Origin of the sequence: Brevibacillus centrosporus (assembly GCF_046622605.1) — a bacterium.
Taxonomy (GTDB): Bacteria; Bacillota; Bacilli; order Brevibacillales; family Brevibacillaceae; genus Brevibacillus; species Brevibacillus centrosporus.
Map to the genome: position 1 here is coordinate 484,625 of NZ_CP176856.1, position 16,837 is coordinate 501,461.

The following is a 16,837-nucleotide window of genomic DNA, read 5'->3' on the forward strand; positions in this document are numbered from 1 at the left end:
TAGGAGAAAACCCGAGACATGGCGGCCTCGGGTTTTTCTTGTCTCAGGAATATCCCATCAGAAGGTGCGGGTGCGCGACATTAATTGACTGCCTGTGCTACCGCAGCTTTCAACGCCTGCTCCAAATCTCCAATAATATCCGCGATCGATTCCGTTCCGATCGACAGGCGGATCATGCCTGGTGTGACACCTGCTGCTGCTTGCTCGGCTTCATTCATTTGCTGATGAGTGGTGCTCGCTGGATGAATGACGAGTGACTTGGAATCGCCTACGTTTGCCAGGTGGGAGAACAGCTTCACGGATTCGATCAGCTTTTTGCCTTCATTTACGCCGCCGCGGATGCCGAAGGTGAGGATGGCACCGGCACCTTTTGGCAAGTATTTTTGCGCGAGCTCGTAATTCGGATCGCTTTCCAGCCCTGGATAGCTGACCCATTCAACGGCTGGGTGAGAAGCGAGGTATTCTGCAACGGCCTGCGCGTTTTGGCTGTGACGCTCCATGCGCAGGTGCAGTGTTTCCAGACCTTGCAGGAATAGGAAGGAGTTGAAAGGAGCAACGGCTGCTCCGATGTCGCGCTGCAGCTGAACGCGAGCTTTGATGATATAGGCGAGTGGTCCGACTGCTTCCGTGAACACTACGCCGTGGTAGCTAGGATCTGGTGTGGTCAGGCCAGGGAATTTGCCGTTGTTCCAGTTGAATTTGCCGGAGTCTACGATGATTCCGCCGATAGCTGTTCCGTGACCGCCGATGAACTTGGTCGTAGAGTGGATCACGATGTCTGCACCATGCTCGAAAGGACGGCAGAGGATCGGAGTAGCGAACGTGTTGTCGACGATCAACGGCACGCCATTTTCATGCGCGATGTCCGCGATGGATTGCAGGTCGGCTACGTCGATGCGCGGGTTGCCGATCGTTTCGCAGAAAAAGGCCTTGGTATTGTCGTTGACGTAAGCACGGAAGTTTTCTGGGTTGGCGTGATCCACGAAATGTACTTTGATACCCAGGCGTGGCAGGGTGTGCGCAAAGAGGTTGTAGGTACCGCCGTACAAGCTGCTGGACGCGATGATTTCGTCGCCAGCCTGTGCAATGTTGAGGATGGAGAACGTAATGGCAGCTTGACCGGAAGCTGTCGCCAGCGCACCAACGCCGCCCTCGAGCAGAGCCACGCGCTTTTCAAATACATCCTGAGTTGGGTTCATGATGCGGGTGTAGATGTTGCCCAATTCTTTTAGCGCGAACAAGTTAGCCGCATGATCCGTATCGCGGAAGACATAGGAGCTGGTTTGGTAGATCGGGACGGCGCGGGAACCTGTTACCGGATCAGGCTCCTGGCCTCCGTGGATGGCGATGGTTTCTGGCTTCCAGTGTTGCTGTTCAGACATGATCATCTCTCCTTTTTTTTCTGTGGGTATGATAAGGTATAAAAAAACGGAGCTATCCTCTGAGTAGAAGAAGCTCCGGTCATACACGGACTCTCGTTCATCTCTCAGAATCTATGGATTCTGCAGGAATTGGCACCTCGCATCGTTACATGCAGGTTGCCGGGCTTCGTCGGGCCTGTCCCTCCACCACTCTTGATGAAAAATGGAAATCTGTTGTTGTCTTAATTGTATGAAAAAGTCCACTTTACTGTCAATATTCAATAATTCAGTTATCAGGGAGGATTAAATGGGAATATCAGAGAATCATCAACAGTCTGCCGGAAAAAAGAGCATGGCATTGCGAGCAGCGTGGATCGTTCCAAACGTGCTTTGCTACTTTCTTCTTATTTATATAGGGGTATTTGTAGGGAAGAATGCGGAGGGACTGGAGGAAATCAATCGATTGGGAATATGGCTGTTTATGTTGATCGTGATGTTCATGGTGTCGGTTTTCGGGACATTTCGCATCGTGTACTGGATTAAAAAAGGAAAGCTGTAAAGGGAAGGAAATCGGGATCGGAGGCAAACAAAAAAGAGCACATGCTGTGCCCTCTTCTGTACGAAAGGAATTAGTCCTTTTTAATGGTTGCGTGTGTTCCGTCGCAGTTTCCTTCTGCATTTTTGGTTTGACCGCATCTACAGGTTCCCATTCTCTTCCCCTCCTTTGGTATTCTTAATATTTATTATAGAAAATACACTGATTAAATACAACTTGATTACGAATAGTAATAAGCTTATGCTGATTTGGGCAGGATTCGTTTTCATAACTGTCGCTATTTAGACATAGCAGGGGCGTTAGAAATGCAGTAGTTCGTATGATATGATTTGATAGAATACATGCGGATAATTTCACTTACATAGCAGGGGGTATTTGTACGATGAGTAACGGCGTAAAGGAAATAACACCGGAAGAATTGCTGGCAAAACTGGAGGCAAATGAGCAGGTCCAAGTGATTGACGTACGTGAGGTCGATGAGTGGAACGCTGGTCACATTAAGCAGGCGAAGCTGATCCCGCTCGGATTTTTGCCGCATCGCATCGATGAGCTGGACAAAGACATTCCTCTTGTGATGGTTTGCCGCAGTGGTGCTCGCAGCAACATGGCCACGGAATATTTGGCAGCGCAAGGCTTTGATGTAGCAAACATGGTGGGCGGCATGCTCGCCTGGCCAGGAGAGAAAGAACTGTAAGGTTTCTAGGGGAGGAAAGAAATCGTGAGTGGAGATGCGCAACAGCAGCAGGGAGGGGCTCTGCAGCGTCATTGGTTTACCGTGCTTGCAGGCGTTTTGATTTTGGCGATTGTCGGTGTGTTTGGCTACAACTACATGACCAAAGAGCAGATTCCTGTCATGAAAGCATTAAACGACTTTTCCTTGGATAACATCAACGGTTCGACCTACACTTTCTCTGAGGGGAAGGGGAAAGTCCGCTTGGTTGAATTCATGTTTACCAACTGCCCGGATATTTGCCCTGCGACTACGTACAACATGTCCAAGCTGCAGGATCAGTTGAAGGAAAAGGGGCTGTTTGGGGATAAGGTCGAGTTCGTGAGCATCACGTTTGACCCTGATTTTGACACCCCGGAAGTCCTGAAGGCGTATGCTGAGAAATTCAAGGCTGATCAAAGCGGCTGGAAATTCCTGCGAGGCGATGCCCAGGCGATCGAAAAAGTGACAAAAGACTTCGGAATCGCTGTGATGAAGCAGCCGGACGGTTCCTTTGCCCATACGGCACGCATGTTCCTCGTGGATGAGGACGGAAACATGCGTCGCGCGTACGGGATGGCAGCCGAGATGGATATGGACCAAATGATGAAAGAGATGGTACAACTGGCTGACTAGCTTAGCGTGTCTCTTCGAATCGGATGGCGATGACCTTTTCGGTTTTCGTTTCAAATTCAATATGAACCAGTAACGCCCACACGCGATTGCCCTCCTGGAGCAAAAGCTTAAACGTCTCTTCTGACGTGGTGGGCGTTTTCGTTTTTCGGCCGACATGAAGGTAATCGACAATCTTGGCTTGCGGGTAGGTCTGCATGGTTTGCTGCATCGCGAGTCGTCCCCACTTGGCGTAAGGCGGCTCGGCGGCAGCGGGCATCGTCCAGGTCAGAGAGAGCGAAAGCAACAGGGCAGAGAAAATGGAGATAGCCTTGGCTCGCATAGAAAACGCCCCCTTTATGGGAAAATAGATCTTTATGTGCGGTATTTTGTCCAATTTCTTGACTGGACAGCCGGTTTCCTTGCTTTCTACCCTATGGATTTTGTACAATTTTCCAATGAGCGAATGAGTAGGCAAATGTGTTTTCTATTGCACGGTTAACAGACTGGATGAAACGAACGCCTCGCGTTGTGTTACAATAAGAATGGCATGCTTGGTTCGGGTTCCCAAAATCATGCACGATGAAGTTAGGAGGAAAGATATTGAGCGACGTTAAGATTTTCGCAATGGGCGGCCTCGGCGAGATCGGAAAAAATATGTACTGCGTCGAGTATGAAGATGAAATCATTATGATTGACTGCGGGGTGAAATTCCCTGAAAACGAGATGTTCGGGATCGATCTGGTCATCCCTGATGTTTCTTATCTGGTGGACAACCAGCACAAAATCAAGGCACTTTTGCTGACGCACGGACACGAAGACCACATCGGGGCGATTCCTTATATTATGAGGCAAATCAAGGTGCCGATTTACGGTGGTCGTCTGACCCTGGGCTTGGTCAAGGCGAAGCTGGAAGAGCACCGCATGCAAAACGATGTCAAACTGATTCCTATTTCCGAAGATACGGAGATTCCCTTCGACCGGTTGAAGGCGACATTTTTCCGTACCAACCACAGTATCCCAGATTCCTTTGGGGTCGTAATCCACACGCCAGAAGGAATGGTCATTCATACAGGCGACTTCAAGTTTGACATGACTCCTGTTGGACAAACGACGGAATACGGCAAAATTGCCCGCATCGGTGCGAGTGGTGATGTGTTGGCATTGCTGTCTGATAGTACCAACAGTGAGCGCTATGGCTTTACCATGTCGGAGCGTACAGTTGGCGAAGGGATTCTGGATGTCGTCCGTAAAGCGCGTGGACGGATTATCCTGGCGACGTTTGCTTCCAACGTGCACCGTTTGCAGCAAGTAGTCGATGCTGCCGAACAATGCAACCGCAAAGTAGCGGTGATTGGCCGCAGCATGGAGAAAGTATTTTTGATTGGACAAGAACTGGGCTATATCCAAATGCCAGAGGGTATGCTGATTGATATCAAGCACATCGACAACTATGCGGACAATCAGGTGCTGATCATTTGTACCGGCAGCCAAGGGGAACCGATGGCGGCTTTGACGCGCATCGCTTCCGGCTCACACCGTACAGTCTCCATTTATCCGGAAGACACGGTGATCATCTCGGCTTCTCCGATTCCTGGCAACACGATCAATGTGAGTCGCACGATCGACAAACTGTACCGCGCAGGAGCGATTGTCGTGCTCAATCAGGATTTCGACATCCACGCCTCCGGTCACGGCAGCAGCGAAGAACTGAAGCTCATGCTGAACTTCATTCGTCCGAAGTACTTTATCCCGATTCACGGGGAGTATCGGATGCTGAAAACTCACTCTAAGCTTGCACAGCAGGTGGGGATTGAGGACAGCAACATCTTTATCATGGACAACGGCGATGTGCTGAATTGCTCGCGTGAAAAAGCATGGCTGAGCAAGGTGCATGCAGGAATCGTCCTGATTGATGGCAGCGGCGTTGGAGATGTGGGCAACATCGTTCTGCGCGACCGCAAGCATTTGGCCGAGGATGGTCTGATGGTTGTCGTCGTCAGCCTGGATATGAAGAACTTCAAAATCCTGACTGGTCCTGACATCGTGAGCCGCGGCTTTGTGTACGTTCGCGGTTCCGAATCGCTCATCCAGGAAGCGACGATGCTCGTACGCCAACGTCTGCAGGAAGCATTGGAAAAGAAAATCAAAGAGTGGTCAGAGCTGAAGGCGCAAATCAACGAAGTAATCAAGCCGTTCATTTACGAAAAAACGGGCCGCAACCCGATGATTCTTACCATTTTGATGGAAGTGTAGCTCGCCTGCACTTCTTGATTCTCCAACGGTGATGAACCGGGTATAATAGTAAGTAAGGGAATAACATGATATGTAAAGGAGAGGTTGCCCCATGATGTCTTATGAAGCATATATGAGCCAAGTAATCCAACCTATGCGCGATGAGCTGACTCGCAATGGTTTTCAAGAGCTCCGCACACCGGAAGAAGTAGAACAGGCACTGCCAAACGCAAAAGGTCTGACACTCGTAGCCGTTAATTCTGTTTGCGGTTGTGCGGCTGGACTGGCTCGCCCGGCAGTTGTTCATTCGTTGAAGCACTCTACTAAGCCAGACAACATCTTCACTGTATTTGCGGGCCAAGATAAGGAAGCGACTGCGAAAGCTCGCGAATACTTCGAAGGCTATCCGCCATCTTCCCCGTCCTTTGCAATCCTGAAAGACGGTAAAATCATGACCATGATCGAGCGTCATCAGATCGAAAACAACGATCTGCAAACCATCGCAAACTTGCTGACAAACGCGTACGAAACCTACGGCAACTAAGCGAAGGCAAAACCAAATGCTAGATACCTAAGACGCTCGCTAACGGGCGTCTTGTTTTGAATTAGTGGAAAGGGGAAATTGTAGGATGCAGACCCGTTCGTTTGGACGAGACCCACACCAGGTATCGCTGCTGGGCTTTGGGGCACAACGCATTGTGGATGAGCATGACTGCACGGAAGAGGAAGCCATCGCGATCATTCGCCGCGCAGTGGAGGCAGGGGTCAACTATTTCGATACAGCTCCCAGCTATAGCGATGGGCAGTCTGAAACACGCGTCGGTATAGGGCTGAAAGGACTGCGCGACAAGGTGTGGATCGCGACTAAAACGGGCGGGCGTACCCGCGATTTGGCCCTCAAGGATCTGGAAGGTAGCCTTAAGCGTCTCCAGACCGACTATGTCAACGAATGGCGAATGCACAACATCATGCAGCCCCACGACCTGGAAGCGATCTTTGCCAAGGGTGGCGCACTCGAGGCAATGATCGAAGCAAAGGAACAAGGACTGATCCGCAAAATCAGCATCAGCGGCCATACGGATCCACGCCTCTTGGCGCAGGCCATTCGCCGCTACCCCTTTGACAGCGCGCTTGTCGCCTTGTCTGCACTGGATCACTTCATCTACAGCTTCGCGCACGATTTCGTTCCGCAAGCCGTCGAACAGGGTGTCGCCGTAATCGGAATGAAGGTGATGGGGCTTGGCAAGCTGGCTCCATGGACTGAACAAGCTCTGCGCTACACTTGGAGTCTGCCAGTGACGACCTCGATATTGGGTGTGAGCAAAATGGACGAGCTGGAGGCTGATCTCGCCGAAGCTGAGCGTTTTGTTCCGATGAACGACATCGAACGGGTAGAGCTATTTCAGGAAATCATGCCGCTTGTCCGACCGGATGTCCTCCGCTGGAAAGCCCGCGAGTGGATGGCAGGCGAATGGTATCAGCTGCCTGCGTTGAAGTGGTAGATACAAAGTGGAAAAGCCCATCGATTTTGATGGGCTTTTTTGCTGTTTTAGGATGTGGCTGCGGTTGGGAAAAGCCTGTTTCCATGCTGCGCTCCGGGCTACGTCCACGGGGAAGCGAAGACTGTCCGCTGCGCCATGATCCCGAGGGAATCGCTAAACGTGGAGTCGCTTAGCAGAGTATTCATGGGTAGCGATTCTGATGCCTCGGTCTTCATGGCTCCGCTAGGTAGGACTCCACAGGCGCTCCGCCCGGAAACATGCTTTTCTGGCGAGCAGAGATCTTTCTTGGAAGAAAAAATCCTTTAAAGTCCGATCAACGAAATCAGCTACCCAGGAAAAAGGAGAAATTAACGGAGGTATTAGGGACACAACCCAGGCGGAATGGAAAAAGCAGAACCTGCCTTTAGCGTCCACCTCTGAGAAGGCTTCCCAGAGCCGACCACTTTGGACGCGGGTTCCGCTTTTGGAAAGGAGCCGTGCAGGAATGACCTCCTCGCAAGTGGCCCTACTACCGTAGTGTTTTCTCCTTTTTCCGCCCCCGTTTGAAAAGCTTCGTCTGATCTGGAACTTAAAAATGCACAGTTCTTTTCAATCCCAGAAAAACCATCTCACCGCTAATGCGACGCAGACCCGCGCTTCGCCCGATGTAGGGAAGCATGCATCAAGCAAAGCAGTACCGATGTAAAGGATACGACTGTGGCGAGCAGCAGTGTTGGCGCTACACCACCGTGATCGTACATGTACCCCATCGCGAGTGGGCCGAGCAGCCGCCCGAGGGCTGTGATCCCGCCCACCACTCCCAGGTAAAACGGAGCTGTTTCCGCAGTTTTCTCCGTGATAAAGGTAGGGATTGTCGGAGAAATCAGCATCTCGCCAAAGGTAGTAATAATCATACCGAAAATAAACGCAACGTAACTATTATGGAAGAGCAGCATGAAACCAAATCCTGCACCATAAAGCACGGCGCTCGTCACCAATTGGGCGGACAGACTTTGTTTCAGCAGCCGTTTGATTTGGGTAGTTACTGGCTGACCGGCGAAAATGATGATCCCGTTGATCGTCCACAGCCAGCTGTAGGCGGCAAGCGGCATACCCAAGCCCGTCAAGTACGGAGCGACCCCCGTATTCCAAACGGTGGTAGAAAAGAAGATAAAGCCAGCACCCAGCGCCATGAACAGGTACAGCTGGTACCGGTACAAGAGCTGCAGCGTTTCTTTCCCACTTCTCTTTTCTGCTTGTGCTGCCGAATCGCCAACGAGTTCCTTATGCGAAATATGCTTCATGAAAATGAAAAAGAAAAGGGCAAACAGCAAGGTACTGGCACTGTTCAACAGAAATGTCAGCTGAAAGGAGAAGGCAGCCACTACGCCAGCAAGCGATGTACCAATGGCCATTCCCAAGTTGTTGCTCACATACACAATATTGAACAACTCACGGCGCTGCTCTTTCCAGCGAAATCCGATAAAGGCTTGAATCGCCGGAGAGGAGAGGTTAAAGGTAAAGCCCAGGCCGATCATCAGAGCCAAGTAGATTGTCCAGCTTTGGGAAAAGGGAATCGCCAGCTGAATACAGCCCTGCAATAGCAAAGCGCCTACGATGAGTCGCTTGGCACCGAGTCGATGAAACAGGGAGCCTCCTATAAATTGACCGATGATTCCGGCAAGTGACTGCAGCATGAGAGCAAAGCCTGCTTCTGTCATGGAGCGCTGCAGGACCGTATGTACATACAGCGTGTTCAACGGCCACATGAAAGCGCTTCCGGAAGCGTTGATAAAGCTAGCCACCAAAAACAGCAAAGCTTCTCGCGGGTAGCGTTGTAAGAGTGAGGGAGGAGAGAACATGGGACTCATCCTTTGCGGTAAGATATGGAATAGTATAACTATTATTAAATACATTGTAAATAATAATGTTTAGTAAATAACCTTGCCTATCAAACCAAATAAAGGCTGCTCCACTTTCCGTGGTTTCGAGTATACTAAACAAAGCGGAGAGTCGAATTACTATCGATACAGAGATTAAAGGTGGAGTTATTCTATATGCGAATATGGAAACGAATGTTGTTAATCGTGCTTGTAGTAGTTGCCGTATCGGCAGGATACTACGGGTATTCCTTTTATCAGTTTGCACAAGATATCCAAGAGCCGAATGTCATCACCCCGCCGCCAGATGGTGGAGCCGCGACGAAGGCGGCTGAGATCCCGCAGTGGGACGGCAACGATCGCATCAATATTCTCTTGATGGGTGTAGACCGTCGAGGGATGAAGAACAATGGACTGCCACGCTCGGACTCTATGATGCTGGTCAGCGTCGATCCTGTTACGAAGCGGTTTGACTTGTTCTCGATTTTGCGTGATACGTATGTAGACATCCCGGGCAACGGCAGTTCCCGGATCAATGCTGCCATCGTGGATGGTGGGCCGGAGCTGGCCATGAAAACGGTCAGTCAATTCACAGGCCTGCCTGTAGATCGCTATGTCATTACCGACTTTGAAGGCTTTAAAGCCTTAATCGATGCGGTAGGCGGTGTCGAGCTGGATGTAGAGAAAAACATGTATTACCATGATCCAACGGACAAAGGTGTCTATGACATCAATCTGAAGAAGGGCCTCCAACAGCTGGATGGAAACAAGGCGTTGCAATACGTCCGTTTCCGTCATGATGCCACTTCCGATTATACCCGTACCGAACGTCAGCGTAAATTGCTGGCCGCAGTAGCTGATCAGATGAAAAAAGGGACTACGCTGCTGCAATTGCCTTCGATCTTAAAAGAAGTGACACCTTACGTACAAACGAATATCAGCACGATGGATATGTTGAAGCTATCTGCGCTGGGACTCAATCTGAATACGCAAAATCCAGGGCAGTACCAGCTGCCACCGATGGGGATGTTTCGAGAATCCCACCGAGCAGGCTCTGTCCTCGTACCGGATGTAGATCAGGTCCAAGCCTTCATCCAAGAAACGCTTGAGCCACCATCCACCCAAACCAATACAACTGTGGAAGATTCCACTACGAGCAGCACGCCACAATGAGCGTGCTGTTTTTTTTTGAACCAAAATGGATTTTTGGGGGAAGACTAACCATGATTTGCTAGGCATGGGGGTGAACATGGATGGATCAGGAAATGGCGCGCAGGTGGTTGTCCAATACAGGAGACCTGGTCGTAGAGCACATTGATAAGCCGAATGGCCGTGTGCGTCTGTACTATCTGTCCACCTTGGCAGATGCGAGTATTGTATACAACGAGTTGATCCCGAAGCTCCGTCTACTTCCGCTGGAAACAGTCGGGATAGACGAAGTGGAGAAACAGCTGGGAGTGGCAAGCAGCAACCGGGTTTACGAAGTCCAGGAAGCCGTTAGCCGGATGATCCATAACGCTATCTATGTACACGTAGAGGGGGCAGCATTCGGGCTTGCCATACCGAGTGACGGCACGGTCGGGCGGAGCATCCAGGCTCCCGAGGTGGAATCTGTCGTCCTGGGTCCCCAGATTGCATTTGTCGAAGAGCTCAATGTCAATCTATGCATCATTCGAAAGTACATGCCGACTACACATCTGTTTCATGAGCGGTTGGTGGCAGGGACAGAAATACCGGTCGATATTTCTGTCCTGTACCTCGAGAACATTGTAGATCCGGAAAATGTGAATACCGTACGCCAGCGCATACAGGAGTTGAACGTTGACAGTCACCTGGATTCCAGTATCCTGGCACAATATATTGCAGATAATGAGCGCTCTCTTTTTCCCACGCTGCAGCAGACAGAACGGCCAGACCGGGTTATCCATGGCTTGCGTCAAGGCCAGGTAGCGATTTTGGTAGAGGGAAGCCCGTTTGTCCTGCTGGGGCCGACTACCTTGTTACAGTTTTTTCAGTCCCCGGATGATTACTACCTGCGTTGGGTTCTGGCTACCTTTAACCGGATCATGCGGATGTTTGCTATGATCCTTTCCTTATTGCTTACGCCCGTCTATGTAGCTACTCTCACCTATCATTACGAAATGATACCTGCCGACCTGCTCCTCTCGCTGGCACAGTCCCGATCGCGCGTACCATTTCCCCCTCTCTGGGAGGCGCTCTTGATGGAAATCATTATTGAACTGCTGCGCGAAGCCGGAGCGAGGCTGCCAACGAAGGTCGGCCAGACGATTGGTATCGTGGGAGGTATCGTAATCGGCCAGGCGATCGTTCAAGCAGGGTTTACCAGCAACATTCTCATTATCATTGTAGCGCTTGGGGCTCTATCTTCCTTTATTGCGCCCAGCTACATGATTGGCTCAACGATTCGGGTGATTCGCTTCCCGATGATTTTATTGGCCGGGCTGCTTGGTGCGATGGGAATTGTGGCTGGCTTCAGCTTTCTTGCCAGTCATTTGCTCCGTCAGACCAGTTTGGGGCGTCCTTACATGTATCCCCTTTATCCGGTTCGCTTTGAAGATTGGAAGGATGGATTCATTCGAGCCCCACTGTCTTCTCTATGGCTGCGCTTCAAGTTTTTCAATCCGCAGCAGAAAAAACGCTTTAATCGGGAGCAGGGCCAAATGAAGAAAGACATCGACGAGTGAGCGAGGTCTACATGAACATAAACGAAACGATAAAACCGACGAATACCATATCGGCGTACTTGGCGGGATTTCTCGTTCATGCGACGCAGATCGGTGTTGGCGTATTAGGTTATCAACGGATCATTGCTAAGGAAGCCGGACACGATGCCTGGATTGCTGTCGTGCTGGCAGGACTCGCTACCCATTTGATCGTTTTGGCGATGACCCACACGCTGAAGAGTTACCCAAATGCAGATATTTATGGCATTCAGGTCGATATATTTGGAAAGTGGCTAGGTACCGCTTTGGGAGTGATGTACGCGATTTATTTTTTCTTGTCCGCTACGATCATACTTCGGACCTATGTTGAGGTCGTCCAAACCTGGATGTTCCCTAATCTGCCGATCTGGGTGTTGACTGCGATTATTTTGTTCCTCGCGATCTACACGATCATGGGTGGAATCAGGGTGGTGGCAGGGTACACCTTCTTTTCTGTAAGTGCGACCATCTGGCTCGTCTGTGACTTGTATTATCCGTTGCAGTATGCACAGTGGGAGTATTTGTTCCCGATTCTGGAGGTGAATGCAGAGCAATTATTCAGGGGTATGCTCGGTATGACATTGAGCAGCATCGGTTTTGAGATTCTGTACGTCATCTATCCGTATGTTCAGAATAAGGAGAGGCTATCTCGAAGCGTCCAGACGGGAGTACTCGTCACCAATCTTATCTATACGTTCGTGATGATCGTATCCCTGGTGTTTTTTAGCCAAGGGCAGCTCATGAGGACGATCTGGGCAACCCTCAATTTGAAGAAAATGGTCTATTTTCCTATTCTGGAGAGGTTTGAGCTGATCGCCATCTCTGTTTGGCTGCTCGTGATTCTCCCTAACATTATGGTGTATATCTGGTCATCGGCACGCGGCTTCAAGCGTCTCTTTGGCTGGAGTCTGAGGAAAACGGTGGTAATGATCCTGCCAGTCATTTACGTCATATGCTTGCTCCTGGTAAGCCGGAATCAGATTAATCAACTCAATGACCTCTATTCCAAGATAGGCTTGTACGCAGCCTATGTGTACCCACTCTTTCTGTTTGTACTCGTCAAATGGAAGCAGCGAAGAAGGCGCATCAAGGAGGGGGCTGCAGATGCGAACGTTCCAAAATAGTCCGACCGGGGCAAGCAGGAGAAGGCTTCTGAAGCTATGCTGTTCCGTAATCCTGCTGGTCACGGGCTGTTCCGACAGACAAATTTTCGACGAGACAGGCTTGGTGACAGTAGTAGGCTATGATCTAGAGAAAGATGGAAATATCCGTGGGACGATCGTCATGCCCTCCATCAATCCGGAGGCAAAGGAAAAAATCCAGTTGATTTCCACGGTAGGGAAGACGAGCAAAGGGATTCGAGACAAAGCAAATTTACAGTCGGATAAGCGGGTGCTAGGTGGACAGCTGCGTGTGGCACTCTATAATGAAGCCCTGGCGAAACAGGGATTGGGAAACATCGTCGACACTCTCTATCGGGACCCGTCCATCTCCAGTAGGCTGTACCTATGTGTGTACGAAGGCTCGACCTACGATTTGTTAACGTATCCATACAAGGAACTGGGGAACATCGGTATCTACATGTACCGTATGATCGAACAAAATGTAAAAGGCGAGAAAATCCCCTCGACCACGATGCATGAATTTTTTCGTGCTTACTATGACCACGGGATTGACCCGCAGCTCCCTTACGTTGTACGAAAAGGAAACGAGATTGAAATCAAAGGAGTAGCGCTGTTTCAGGGTGATCGCTACGTGGGCTGGATCACGCCCAAGGAAGCATTCCTGATCAAGTTGATCCACGGCAACTTTAGAATCGGAAGCTACGACACGGCAGTGCCTGCTAAAGTGTTCGGGAAGTACACCCTGCACGAAAAGGACAGAAAAAAAGAGGTACATCTTGTTTTTGACACGATTTCTTCTAAATCCACGATCAAATTAACGAATGCATCACCCGCTCATTTTGATGTCAGCATTAAATTGGATACACGGATTTTAGAACTGACCATGCCGTTGAAAGTAGACAAAAGTGACGTGTTGCAGATCATGGAACGAGAACTGGAAAAAGAGCTGGAGGAGAAGCTACTTCAGGTCGTGAAAAAAATGCAGGATATGAATGTAGACACGGCTGGATTTGGGATCATCTATCGTGCGAACCGCCGTGGGATGGAGGAAATGACCGTGGAGGAATGGCGCAAGATGTTCAAGCAGGCCACTTTTCGCTTTCAGGTAGACGCTACCATCATCCGTAACGGTGTAATGAACTAGTCTGCAACGGCGTTGTGTTATAAAAAAACTTTTTTCCTCCTATTTCTATTGACGTATGTTTTTCAAAAGGGATATAATCCGATTTGTATTCGCAAATCATTGAAATGCAAAATATGAACATAATATACGTGGAAATCTTTCTTATCAAGAGAGGCGGAGGGACAGGCCCTATGAAGCCCGGCAACCGGCCCATGTCGTACATGGAAGTCGCGGTGCCAATTCCTACAAGATTGCATGGATCTTGATAGATGAGAAGGGTGGATGCGAACGTGATAGACGTTGCAGCCCCTTTTTCGTTTGTGAAAAAGGGGTCGTTTATTTTTCCGTAATAGAAGTAAGGAGTAAGGAAGAGGGAGGTGGATTCGTTGATTCAATTGCGCGATCTGAAAAAAAACTATCTAGTACAGGGAAAGACGATTCCTGCACTGCACGGGATTGATTTGAAGATAGAAAAGGGAGAAATTTACGGGATCATCGGACACTCCGGTGCGGGGAAAAGTACGCTGATTCGTTGTATCAACCTGTTGGAGCGTCCGACATCCGGAGAAGTCATTGTTGATGGTGTAGAGCTGACCAAGCTGGATGATCAGAAGCTGCAGGAGCAGCGACGTCAGGTAGGAATGATCTTTCAGCACTTCAATCTGCTGTCCTCTGCAACCGTTGGCGATAATGTAGCGTTTCCACTGAAGCTGGCGAAGCGTCCTAAAGCGGAAATCCGCAAAAAAGTGGACGAGCTCTTGAAGCTGGTGGGCCTGGAAGCTCATCGAGACAAATTTCCGTCTCAGCTGTCCGGCGGTCAAAAGCAGCGCGTCGGGATTGCCCGTGCCTTGGCGAATGATCCGAAGGTGCTTCTGTGCGACGAGGCTACCTCTGCACTTGATCCGCAGACAACCAACTCCATTCTGGCTTTGCTGCTGGATATCAACCGCAAGCTGGGCTTGACCATCGTCTTGATCACCCATGAAATGCACGTGATCCGTTCGATTTGCGACCGCGTAGGCGTCATCGACGGAGGCCGCATCGTGGAGTCGGGAAAAGTGCTGGAGGTCTTCCTCAAGCCGAAGCATCCGACTACGCAGGAATTTGTAGAGCAGGTGGCCGATTCCACCGAGCTGCGTGAAGCCGTTGCTCACGAAAAAGCAACCGGAAGCCGGACGATTGCCCGCGTGACTTTCCTCGGAGAGCAGACGTATCAGCCGATCCTGTTCCAAACCATGCAGGAAACGGGGACAGTCTTCAGCATCCTGCAAGGAACGATTTCACGGATGAAGGATACGCCGTATGGCCAGCTTGTTGTCGAGCTGGAAGGCGACGAAAAGCAAAGCATGCATGCGATTGAAACCCTGCGCAAGCGTGGTCTTGAAGTGGAGGTGATTTAAATGGGATTGACACTGGAAAATGTGGACTGGTCTGAAATAGCGGAAGGAACCGGGGCAACACTAACCATGCTGGGCTTCTCGACGCTGTTCGCCGTATTAATCGGTTTGCCGATTGGTGTGATCCTGTTTCTCACATCGCGAGGCCAGCTTCTGGAGAATCGGGCGTTTTACTCGTTCGCATCGATTGTGGTCAACATCCTGCGCTCCGTGCCCTTTATCATTTTGATGATCCTGTTGATTCCAGTAACAAAGGCGATCGTAGGAACATCCCTGGGTGTCCTTGGCGCGATCCCGCCACTGGTCATCGGGGCAGCGCCTTTCTTTGCCAGACTGGTTGAGACGTCGCTGCGTGAGGTGGATCGTGGAGTGATCGAGGCTGCTCAGTCGATGGGAGCTTCCAACTGGCAAATCGTCTGGAATGTATTGCTTCCAGAAGCACGCTCCGGCTTGATCGCAGCTATTACCATTACGACAGTAACTCTCGTATCCTACACGGCGATGTCGGGTGTTATCGGTGGGGGCGGTCTGGGTGACCTGGCGATCCGCTACGGCTACCAACGCTTCCAGACTGACGTCATGATCGTCACCGTTGTTATCCTGCTCGTGTTGGTTCAGATCTTGCAGTCCTTTGGGGATCGGTTGGTTTTGAAATTCAGCCGCAAGTAAGATCTTTCCATATACATTTTGAAAAAGCACAGACAAAAAAAGGGGGATTTTTCCGTGAAGAAATTAGTAGTATCCGTACTGTCTACTGTATTGGCATTCTCTCTGGCAGCTTGCGGAAGCAAACCAGAAGCAACTCCAGCACCGGCTGAAGGTGGCGCACAGGGTTCCCAAGGTGGACAAGAAGTAACCTTGAACATCGGAGCAACTCCAGTTCCACATGCGGAAATCCTGAAATACATCCAACCAAAACTGAAAGACCAAGGTGTAAACCTGGAAATCAAGGAATTCACCGATTACGTGCAACCAAACGTGCAAGTAAACGAAAAACAACTGGATGCAAACTTCTTCCAGCATAAGCCGTACCTGGAACAGTTCAATAAAGACCAAGGAATGGATCTCCAGCCGGTAGTAGCGGTTCACATCGAGCCATTCGGCGGCTACTCCAAAAAGATCAAGAAAACCGACGAATTGGCTGATGGCGCAACAATCGCTCTGCCAAACGACCCAACCAATAACGGCCGCGCGCTGGCTCTTCTGGAGAAAAACGGCGTGATCAAGCTGAAAGAGGGCGTAGGGATCAGCGGTACCGTAAAAGACATCGTAGAAAACAAGAAAAACCTGAAGTTCAAAGAAGTAGAAGCTGCTATGCTGCCACGTGTACTGGAAGAAGTAGACCTGGCGCTGATCAACACCAACTACGCGTTGGAAGCAAAACTGGTTCCAACGACTGACGCTCTGATTCTGGAAGATAAAGAATCTCCATACGCGAACTACCTGGTAGCTCGTCCTGACAACAAGGATTCCGAAGCGATGCAAAAGCTGGCAAAAGAACTGAACTCTCCTGAAGTGAAGCAGTTCATCGAAGAGAAGTACAAAGGTGCGATCGTACCAGCATTTTAAAGGATGCTTTAATTGAAGGATAAACAAAAGCCCAATTGGTCCCTAGTGACTGGTTGGGTTTAATTTT

Annotated in this window: 16 protein-coding genes and 2 riboswitches; of the genes, 13 read left to right on the forward strand and 3 right to left on the reverse strand. The window is 50.1% G+C overall.

The window, feature by feature from the left end; all coding sequences use genetic code 11:
• Positions 1-80: 80 nt before the first annotated feature.
• Positions 81-1,382, reverse strand: a complete 1,302-nt coding sequence (locus ACLIN2_RS02635; RefSeq protein WP_411503164.1) for a homocysteine synthase — start codon at positions 1,380-1,382, stop codon at positions 81-83.
• A 94-nt stretch (positions 1,383-1,476) separates the two neighbouring features.
• Positions 1,477-1,584, reverse strand: a riboswitch (SAM riboswitch).
• An 84-nt stretch (positions 1,585-1,668) separates the two neighbouring features.
• Here ACLIN2_RS02635 and ACLIN2_RS02640 point away from each other — a divergent pair.
• The 3 genes from ACLIN2_RS02640 to ACLIN2_RS02650 all read left to right on the forward strand — a co-directional run bounded on the left by ACLIN2_RS02640 (position 1,669) and on the right by ACLIN2_RS02650 (position 3,262).
• Entirely contained in the window at positions 1,669-1,920 is a 252-nt protein-coding gene (locus tag ACLIN2_RS02640; RefSeq protein ID WP_411503165.1) for a hypothetical protein, read from the forward strand.
• A 379-nt stretch (positions 1,921-2,299) separates the two neighbouring features.
• Positions 2,300-2,611, forward strand: a complete 312-nt coding sequence (locus ACLIN2_RS02645) for a rhodanese-like domain-containing protein (RefSeq protein ID WP_092270800.1) — start codon at positions 2,300-2,302, stop codon at positions 2,609-2,611.
• A 24-nt stretch (positions 2,612-2,635) separates the two neighbouring features.
• A complete protein-coding gene (locus tag ACLIN2_RS02650) occupies positions 2,636-3,262 on the forward strand; it encodes an SCO family protein (protein ID WP_092270803.1) in 627 nt (208 codons plus the stop codon).
• A 1-nt stretch (position 3,263) separates the two neighbouring features.
• Here ACLIN2_RS02650 and ACLIN2_RS02655 read toward each other — a convergent pair whose 3' ends face one another.
• Complete coding sequence (locus ACLIN2_RS02655; RefSeq protein ID WP_092270806.1) at positions 3,264-3,581, reverse strand: YqzG/YhdC family protein; 318 nt, start codon at positions 3,579-3,581, stop codon at positions 3,264-3,266.
• A 239-nt stretch (positions 3,582-3,820) separates the two neighbouring features.
• On the opposite strand from ACLIN2_RS02655, the gene rnjA reads away from it, so the two are divergent.
• The 3 genes from rnjA (at position 3,821) to ACLIN2_RS02670 (ending at position 6,975) form a co-directional block, all read left to right on the forward strand.
• Positions 3,821-5,494, forward strand: a complete 1,674-nt coding sequence (gene rnjA, locus ACLIN2_RS02660) for a ribonuclease J1 (protein ID WP_170184345.1) — start codon at positions 3,821-3,823, stop codon at positions 5,492-5,494.
• A 91-nt stretch (positions 5,495-5,585) separates the two neighbouring features.
• Positions 5,586-6,017: a BrxA/BrxB family bacilliredoxin gene (locus ACLIN2_RS02665; protein ID WP_092270811.1), complete on the forward strand. Its 432-nt coding sequence runs from the start codon at positions 5,586-5,588 to the stop codon at positions 6,015-6,017.
• A gap of 85 nt (positions 6,018-6,102) precedes the next feature.
• Positions 6,103-6,975: an aldo/keto reductase gene (locus tag ACLIN2_RS02670; RefSeq protein ID WP_411503166.1), complete on the forward strand. Its 873-nt coding sequence runs from the start codon at positions 6,103-6,105 to the stop codon at positions 6,973-6,975.
• 614 nt (positions 6,976-7,589) lie between these two features.
• Here ACLIN2_RS02670 and ACLIN2_RS02675 read toward each other — a convergent pair.
• Entirely contained in the window at positions 7,590-8,870 is a 1,281-nt protein-coding gene (locus ACLIN2_RS02675) for an MFS transporter (protein WP_411503167.1), read from the reverse strand.
• A 141-nt stretch (positions 8,871-9,011) separates the two neighbouring features.
• Here ACLIN2_RS02675 and ACLIN2_RS02680 point away from each other — a divergent pair, with 141 nt between their 5' ends.
• From ACLIN2_RS02680 to ACLIN2_RS02710, 7 genes are all read left to right on the forward strand, one after another.
• The gene (locus ACLIN2_RS02680; RefSeq protein ID WP_411503168.1) at positions 9,012-10,007 is read left to right on the forward strand and encodes an LCP family protein; all 996 of its coding nucleotides are present in this window, start codon (positions 9,012-9,014) and stop codon (positions 10,005-10,007) included.
• Positions 10,008-10,087: 80 nt separating this feature from the next.
• Complete coding sequence (locus tag ACLIN2_RS02685; RefSeq protein WP_411503169.1) at positions 10,088-11,539, forward strand: spore germination protein; 1,452 nt, start codon at positions 10,088-10,090, stop codon at positions 11,537-11,539.
• Between the two features lie 11 nt (positions 11,540-11,550).
• A complete protein-coding gene (locus tag ACLIN2_RS02690) occupies positions 11,551-12,681 on the forward strand; it encodes a GerAB/ArcD/ProY family transporter (protein ID WP_411503170.1) in 1,131 nt (376 codons plus the stop codon).
• A complete protein-coding gene (locus ACLIN2_RS02695; RefSeq protein ID WP_411503171.1) occupies positions 12,662-13,825 on the forward strand; it encodes a Ger(x)C family spore germination protein in 1,164 nt (387 codons plus the stop codon). Before ACLIN2_RS02690 ends, ACLIN2_RS02695 begins: the two co-directional genes overlap by 20 nt.
• Positions 13,826-13,963: 138 nt before the next feature.
• A riboswitch (SAM riboswitch) is annotated at positions 13,964-14,080 on the forward strand.
• A gap of 110 nt (positions 14,081-14,190) precedes the next feature.
• Entirely contained in the window at positions 14,191-15,204 is a 1,014-nt protein-coding gene (locus ACLIN2_RS02700; protein WP_122960108.1) for a methionine ABC transporter ATP-binding protein, read from the forward strand.
• The gene (locus ACLIN2_RS02705; protein WP_092270833.1) at positions 15,205-15,870 is read left to right on the forward strand and encodes a methionine ABC transporter permease; all 666 of its coding nucleotides are present in this window, start codon (positions 15,205-15,207) and stop codon (positions 15,868-15,870) included. It abuts the gene before it with no gap.
• 54 nt (positions 15,871-15,924) lie between these two features.
• Positions 15,925-16,770: a MetQ/NlpA family ABC transporter substrate-binding protein gene (locus ACLIN2_RS02710; protein ID WP_411503172.1), complete on the forward strand. Its 846-nt coding sequence runs from the start codon at positions 15,925-15,927 to the stop codon at positions 16,768-16,770.
• Positions 16,771-16,837: the final 67 nt, after the last annotated feature.